At 44.7% G+C, this 6294-nt stretch carries 10 protein-coding genes; 3 read left to right on the forward strand and 7 right to left on the reverse strand.

Translation table 11 applies throughout. The features are described from left to right. Window positions 1-96: 96 nt before the first annotated feature. From IH879_17695 to IH879_17705, 3 genes are all read left to right on the forward strand, one after another. A complete protein-coding gene (locus IH879_17695; GenBank protein MCH7676756.1) occupies window positions 97-435 on the forward strand; it encodes a hypothetical protein in 339 nt (112 codons plus the stop codon). 355 nt (window positions 436-790) lie between these two features. Next, a complete protein-coding gene (locus IH879_17700; protein ID MCH7676757.1) occupies window positions 791-1339 on the forward strand; it encodes a DUF1579 family protein in 549 nt (182 codons plus the stop codon). 177 nt (window positions 1340-1516) lie between these two features. Continuing rightward, a complete protein-coding gene (locus tag IH879_17705) occupies window positions 1517-1861 on the forward strand; it encodes an MmcQ/YjbR family DNA-binding protein (GenBank protein ID MCH7676758.1) in 345 nt (114 codons plus the stop codon). Between the two features lie 23 nt (window positions 1862-1884). Here IH879_17705 and IH879_17710 read toward each other — a convergent pair whose 3' ends face one another. The 7 genes from IH879_17710 to IH879_17740 form a co-directional block, all read right to left on the reverse strand. Beyond that, a complete protein-coding gene (locus IH879_17710) occupies window positions 1885-2394 on the reverse strand; it encodes a DinB family protein (protein MCH7676759.1) in 510 nt (169 codons plus the stop codon). Window positions 2395-2427: 33 nt separating this feature from the next. Then, window positions 2428-3195: a pirin family protein gene (locus IH879_17715; GenBank protein ID MCH7676760.1), complete on the reverse strand. Its 768-nt coding sequence runs from the start codon at window positions 3193-3195 to the stop codon at window positions 2428-2430. A 313-nt stretch (window positions 3196-3508) separates the two neighbouring features. Beyond that, window positions 3509-3940, reverse strand: a complete 432-nt coding sequence (locus tag IH879_17720) for a cupin domain-containing protein (protein ID MCH7676761.1) — start codon at window positions 3938-3940, stop codon at window positions 3509-3511. A gap of 67 nt (window positions 3941-4007) precedes the next feature. Next, window positions 4008-5273 carry a DNA photolyase gene (locus tag IH879_17725; GenBank protein ID MCH7676762.1) on the reverse strand — a complete coding sequence of 422 codons (1266 nt, stop codon included), beginning with the start codon at window positions 5271-5273 and terminating at the stop codon, window positions 4008-4010. Window positions 5274-5278: 5 nt separating this feature from the next. Then, the gene (locus IH879_17730) at window positions 5279-5464 is read right to left on the reverse strand and encodes a hypothetical protein (GenBank protein MCH7676763.1); all 186 of its coding nucleotides are present in this window, start codon (window positions 5462-5464) and stop codon (window positions 5279-5281) included. Between the two features lie 162 nt (window positions 5465-5626). After that, window positions 5627-5797 carry a hypothetical protein gene (locus tag IH879_17735; protein ID MCH7676764.1) on the reverse strand — a complete coding sequence of 57 codons (171 nt, stop codon included), beginning with the start codon at window positions 5795-5797 and terminating at the stop codon, window positions 5627-5629. A 60-nt stretch (window positions 5798-5857) separates the two neighbouring features. Further along, window positions 5858-6294, reverse strand: a 437-nt coding sequence (locus IH879_17740; GenBank protein ID MCH7676765.1) for a hypothetical protein, incomplete at its 5' end; no start/stop codon positions are given.

The raw sequence follows: 6294 nt of genomic DNA on the forward strand, positions 1-6294 counted from the left end.
AGCAGGGAAATCGTAGTTACTAATCCTTTAACAGCAGCGATGCCCACTGAAACCACAACGTCAATGCCGAGCGGCACGCAGGACGATGGGCTGGTCATGCCTCGCCTGCTTCGTCGGAAAGCTGCGGCGATATACCTTGGAATCAGTCTGGCGATGTTGGATTTGTTACGCCTTCAGGGTGAGGTCGAGCCCGTCCCGATGCCAGGCCGCAACGGCCAGCCAATCCGCACGCCACTTTACGACCGCATTGACCTTGATGATGCCAAATTGAAAGCTCCTTCCTCTACATGGACTTATCTCATCAACGACAATACGTTTGAGGATATGTTGGGGGTACAATTGATTGGTAATGCCGGGTTGCAGGTGGGGGCGGGTATATGGTGGCCTTTGATGCTCTTTTACTCTTTGGTGAGAAAACTAAGTAGGAAAAAATAGAGACCAATTTTTCTGTTGCAAATTGTAAATTTTGTTTTTACATTTTTTGTAGTTTTCTACCGAACATCATCTGAGTCTGGTGGATGCTGCGAGAAGTAGGTAAACACGATCTCGAAGTCGAAGAATTTTTTTTGCAGAAGTACTAAAAAAATGTCGCGAACCATGCTCAGGTATGCTATTGAGAAATTTGATGTCAATGAAGTTCGAGAATAGATTGGGTAACAACGTTTTCAAAACGAAAAATAACGGCGTTTTTATTCGTAGCAACAAAAAAAGCAGCTTGACTTTTCATGCTTCTTTTTTTACATTGGCATGTATTTCTAATCAGTTTTATAAAATTAAGAGGAGGTTTGTGATGAAGAAGCTATTTGTTGTTTTACTTGCTTTATTGGTCTGTTTTGCTATGCCTTTGCTGGCGCAAGACAAAGAGAAAAAAGAGATGGCAGCCGGTGACATGGACATGACTCCCCCGACCCCACTCACCGAGGACAAATATTGCAGTTCAAGGGTTGGTGAATGGAAAGGCTGGAGCGAGGGCGGCCCCAAGGGTAAAGTCGAACAAACTGAGACAGTTGAAATGGCCCTGAACGGACAATTTTTGCTGATAAAATCTCAAGATACCGGGGGATGGCAAGGCATGGGCATCCTGACCATAAACCCAGAAACAGGTGAATTTATGGGCGGTTGGGCTGACGGCTTTCGGGGCATGTACGATGGCGCCGGTAAACGCGAAGGCAAGGTGCTCACTATGAAATGGACCGGGTACCAGGGAACTTATGAATCGGTTGAAACGATGGTAGATGATGACACTATTTCCTACACATGGTCTTTTACAGATCCGGCAGGCAAAACCATGGAGGGCAAAGGCGAAATGAAGCGGGTTAAGAAGGTGACTTCTAAATAAGCAGTCAGGAAAAACAAACAATAAAAGGCCGGCATAATTGTCGGCCTTTTTTTATTTAAAAACGAGTATAATTTAAATGAATTGATAAGAATACTATTGAGTAACATGTGATAAAGAAAGTCAAAGTTCTCTGTCAGGAGTACAATGATTTCACGAGCCAGTAAGGACATCCATACTATGACCGCTGATTCCCTGATTGCATTCTGCAGAGACTTACCCAGCGCAACTGAAGATATCAAATGGGGCAAAGACCTGGTCTTTTCAGTCGGGGATAAAATGTTTGCCGTTTTCGATTCGGCGGACAACACGAAAGTCTGCTTCAAAGCGACGCCGGCCATGTTTAGTACGCTGACCGGCAAGGAAGGAATCATATCGGCGCCTTATGTCGGCCGCTATAACTGGGTTCTTGTCGAAGACCTGGAGGTACTGCCAAGGGAAATGCTTGAGGATTTGATTTCGGAATCTTACCGGCTGGTTGCTTCTAAGCTGCCGGCAAAAGTGCGCAAGGCCTTGGGGTTGTAAGAAAATGAATTGATTGCTGCAAGTTACATCATCTCTTCATCTGCAGTGGGACCGTAAATTGCTGGAACGGGCACATCATTCAGCCGCAAATAAACCCCAAGTTGGGCGCGGTGGTGGATGTTGTGGTTCATAACAAAGCTGCGCAGCACGGCAATTTTAGGCATGGAAAAGAGCGCCTTCCCGCCGGAAAGAAGCGACCAGGGCTTCATAAACTCCTCATCGCTGGTTTTCTCAATTGCAGCATGCGCATCGGCGACATTTTTGTCGAACATCTCGAGCATCTCCTGTCTCGTTGATACCTCCGGAGTTTTGGGTGGCGGCGCATCTTTAGGCGCCATATCAAATGAATCTTCTTTTAAAGTAAGAATCGTCCAGCTCGGCAAATTAGCAAGATGTGTTGCCAATTCTTTAATCGACCATGACTTGTCATGAGGTTTCCAAGCGAGTTTGTCCTGAGGCACCCGTTCCAGAGTTTTGCGGGTGTTTGCCATCTCCTGATCGAATTCCCCTAATATTGTCTCACTTAATGCCATTGGTGTTTTCCTTTTTTAAGCGTCAAATCACTCTCATCCATACAAAGGATACTCGACTTCAGTCGGGATTTCGACAACCGCAAGTCGCAATTCATCCTGACCAGTTGAGTGGGCAGTGACCACAGTGTCCTCTAAAGCTTCAATCACAGAAAAATCTTTCGCTTTAAAGTTTAGATCGCCTTCGTCATTCTGCCAGCTACCTTCACCGGAAATTGCAACCACAGCTAAACAAAAGCCTGAAGCAAGGTTCCGGCCGTATGTTGCGCCCGGCTGAATTGTTATATCCTCCATTTTGGCATCGGCCACGAGCGAAATCGGTGCATCCTCGCCGATTATCTTTTTGATACTGACCCCAGTTGCTTTTGAAACTGGGAAATCTTCGTGTTTGAAATCGCGGTAACTGGGTTGACGCTTAACCGCTTCATTTAGATCCGGTTCAAACCAGATTTGGAAAAAGTCCGTTCGCTCACCAAACATTTCTTCCTGGTGAGAGATACCTGACCCAGTTTGCATCACCTGCACGCCACCGGTACCAACCCGCCTGCTGCCACTCATCGAATCGCTATGTCCTAATTCCCCACGCAGCACATAACTCATAATTTCAAATCCCTTGTGGGGATGCATGCCGATAACGCCATCTCCATTTGCCGAAGCCCAGGCCCAGTAAAACAGCGGCCCGATGCGTTTTGCTTGCGAGGTGCCGCCGGGAAAATCGATGGGTTTAATTTCGGTTATTTTGCCGCCGTCAAAAGCGCCGGAACCCTGTTGTTCAGGAGAATAGATATTAATCTTGAACTTCATTTAAGTATTCGTATTGTTACTAGTACAGCAATTCCTAATTATTATTTCAACAGGCAATCGTATTTGTTGTCCCTTAAATGCTGCGTCAGTCATTAAAAGTCATTGATGGTCATTAGTGTCATTAAGCCAATGACAATAATTGACTTAATGACAACTAAATGACGACTTGAAGACAGATTTTGCGATCCTTTGTAAGAGCACTTAATTACGCACGTTATTTAGGAATCACACTAATAGAAGAGCCAGAAGTGAATTCGGATGTTGCGCTCACCACTTCTCGCTATTCTCTCTTCGGATAAACGCTCCTCGAACATTACTCGCTTTTCCGATCATACTGAATAATATTATCCCATTCTTCAGCACTTGATCTGGCAACGAACGCCACCACCGGTTCCGTATCGCTCATATTAAAAACCTCGTGCGGAACGCCCGGCTCGATGAAAATGAAATCGCCGGCTTTGTTCTCGAGGACTTCCCGGCACCCTTTTCCAAATTCATGCCGGACGCGGCCTTCGACAATATAAAGCATCACTTCAAAATCAACGTGGATGTGAGCGTAAGCAACACCGCCCGGCGGAATCGTCGCGACATTAATTGAGAGTTCTTTGGCATTGGTGTTTTTGCCGGACATGCCGGTTTTATATCTAATGTTGTTCCAATCCCGGCTGTTGCCGCCGCCGCGAATAATGGCGATACCGTTGTGATCTTCAACCGGCTGTTTTAAATTAATTTCTTTGTCATTCATGATTTATTTCTCTCTTTATAAAAACAAAACCTTGCAGGTCTTTATGACCTGCAAGGTTTATCTTATTTCAAGCAGCTAATTTACACATAGTCTTTTCACCAAAGTTCTTTTCGAATTCCTCGTTGTTGCTATAAACATAACCAAAACTTTTTTCCCAAATCGAGGCCTTCTCCATGCACAAATAGAAAAACACTTTGTCATGCCAGGCCTGAAAAGAGTGGTACATACTGCTGAACATAGCAATTTTAATTTCATCGGGGTAGGTGAGTTTGCCGTGGGGATCGGGGACCATTTCCATCTGCAGAATTTTGGTTGGGTTGCCGAGTTTTCGAATTTTCTTAATCGCAGGCTTAATCAAAGTGATCGAGCCGAAGGAGATAAACAGCACTTCCCTGGGTGTAAAATCAGATGTCAACCTGGAAGCAATCGCCGGGTAATCACATTCCCAGCCCTGATAATAAACCATAGGATGGAAATGGAACGAAACCTTAATTCCACGGTCTGCCACGAGACGAGCAGCTTCGAGTCGTTGATTGAGGTTCGCAGTAAAGTGTTCTTCGTTTTGGATGATAGTCGGTGGATTTAAGGACCAACTGCAGACGATATTAGGCGGCACCTCATTTTCCAGAAAATAGCGGACGTTGTTGGACTTGGTTTTAAACTCAAGCAAGACATTGGGATTGTCTGCAGCAAATTTGCAAAGCGCATCCAAATTCCCGTTGCGGTTGCCCCAGAGGAGCGCGTCTGAAGATTGGCCGGTGCCAAAATGATAAAAACGTTCCGGATCCAGATCGATTGACTTCAGTTTTTCAGCGAAGTCAGCATCGAAGATGAATTTGTCGCTGTAAAAAGTTTGAATGGTGCAGTAACTGCAGCCAAAGGCGCAGTTTTCCACCGCGTCGATTGTGCGCAGGTTGCAGCAAACAGTCTCCTCAGAAGCTACCGGGCACATGCCATAAATTTTTTTGTCCGACTCTTGGGTGACGACGTTGTATTTTTCTCTTTGCGTAGGTTTGGGCAGACCTTTTTCGGGATAGATTTTAGGCTTACTTTTTAGTTCTTTAAGGTAAGATTGCAGATTCTGTAAAAGGTGTTTTTTTAGCTGGCTACCCTCTAAATTTATCCCGGAACTCCGGGTCTGCCACCCTTCAGCTAAACTTCCTTCGCCCCACATATCGAGATCGCGTGCGGCCTCGACCACCTGCCGAAACTCCTGAAAGCTCAGTCGATGCTTAAAAGCAATCGACCGGATGGATTCCTGTTGTTGCGGAGCTAATTTTGAGTAAAGCGTTTGACTCAGGAATGAGTCAAATTTTTGGTTGTAGTCGATCAAGATATTTAACTTTTTCTTCGTTTAATATTTTGAACAGATCTTTGAAGTGGCGGGACATTCTTTCCCTTTCTGGCTTCGGCTTCGAGGACCATTTGCCACATCGCCTCAAATCGACCCTGTACTCCAACCTTATCCCAGAATTCAAGGTCAAACGAACGGTCCATTTTATTTAATGAAACCAATTTAGACATGATAACTTTCTTGGCACTCATAGATTTATTATACTAAATTTTTTTCTTAAACTCAAGCGCCTATCGGTCACATTAAATACATTTCCGGTGAATTAAGATAAACCTGAAAAAGCTCGAAAAATTTTCCACCATGAATTCCGTCCATCAAAGAATGATGAACTTCTACGGAAACCGGCGAGATGCCTTAAAGAAAGAAATATCGCGCTCTTTAGTAAACTTCACCAGCAACGTCACATCCACAGGGGCACAGATGTTAAAGAATGGCTGTTCGTATTCTCTAAAAAAGTAGAACAGCTCTTTTCTGTTCCAACTTTCCAGGTCCAAAAATTTCATTTTCAGGAATTTACATTGAAACGCTGCCATCGCTTGAAGCGATGGCAGCGGTACTACAAATCAGGTCGTCGGCTTCTCAAACATGCTGCGATCAAAGCCATTATTGAATTTGATGTTCGTCGAAATCTCAGCGGTCCACTCGTCGTTTTGCGGTTCGCCTTCCCAATTCGCGCGGACGTATTTTCTTTTTGCCGGTAATTTTACGCCCTGGATTTCTTCATATTCGACTTTCATCAAAAAGGGTTCGGCGACGCCAAAATCCATCACGGTAAACAAGAATTGGTCTACCAATTTTGTTTCCGGATTGATGTAAAGCACGTAGGTGTCTTGAGCATCTCCGATCCCTTCACCGAATGCAATTTTGACCAGGTTATAATCAATTCCGTTGACATTTTTGGTGCCGTTGTATTCGTAATTCAGGCCGGGATCGAGGAGCTTGAACATCATTGTAAACCAGTAGTAGTTGGTCTTGCGTAAGAAATCACAGAATTTAGCCA

The organism is candidate division KSB1 bacterium, assembly GCA_022562085.1.
Lineage (GTDB): Bacteria > Zhuqueibacterota > Zhuqueibacteria > Oceanimicrobiales > Oceanimicrobiaceae > Oceanimicrobium.

Bases quoted from the DNA above. Each gene is read 5' to 3' on its own strand.
- IH879_17710 (MCH7676759.1), bottom strand. From the start codon at position 2,394: ATGGCATTAAGTGAGACAATATTAGGGGAATTCGATCAGGAGATGGCA.
- IH879_17700 (MCH7676757.1), top strand. From the start codon at position 791: ATGAAGAAGCTATTTGTTGTTTTACTTGCTTTATTGGTCTGTTTTGCT.
- IH879_17730 (MCH7676763.1), bottom strand. From the start codon at position 5,464: ATGTCTAAATTGGTTTCATTAAATAAAATGGACCGTTCGTTTGACCTT.
- IH879_17715 (MCH7676760.1), bottom strand. From the start codon at position 3,195: ATGAAGTTCAAGATTAATATCTATTCTCCTGAACAACAGGGTTCCGGC.
- IH879_17735 (MCH7676764.1), bottom strand. From the start codon at position 5,797: ATGAAATTTTTGGACCTGGAAAGTTGGAACAGAAAAGAGCTGTTCTAC.
- IH879_17705 (MCH7676758.1), top strand. From the start codon at position 1,517: ATGACCGCTGATTCCCTGATTGCATTCTGCAGAGACTTACCCAGCGCA.
- IH879_17695 (MCH7676756.1), top strand. From the start codon at position 97: ATGCCTCGCCTGCTTCGTCGGAAAGCTGCGGCGATATACCTTGGAATC.
- IH879_17720 (MCH7676761.1), bottom strand. From the start codon at position 3,940: ATGAATGACAAAGAAATTAATTTAAAACAGCCGGTTGAAGATCACAAC.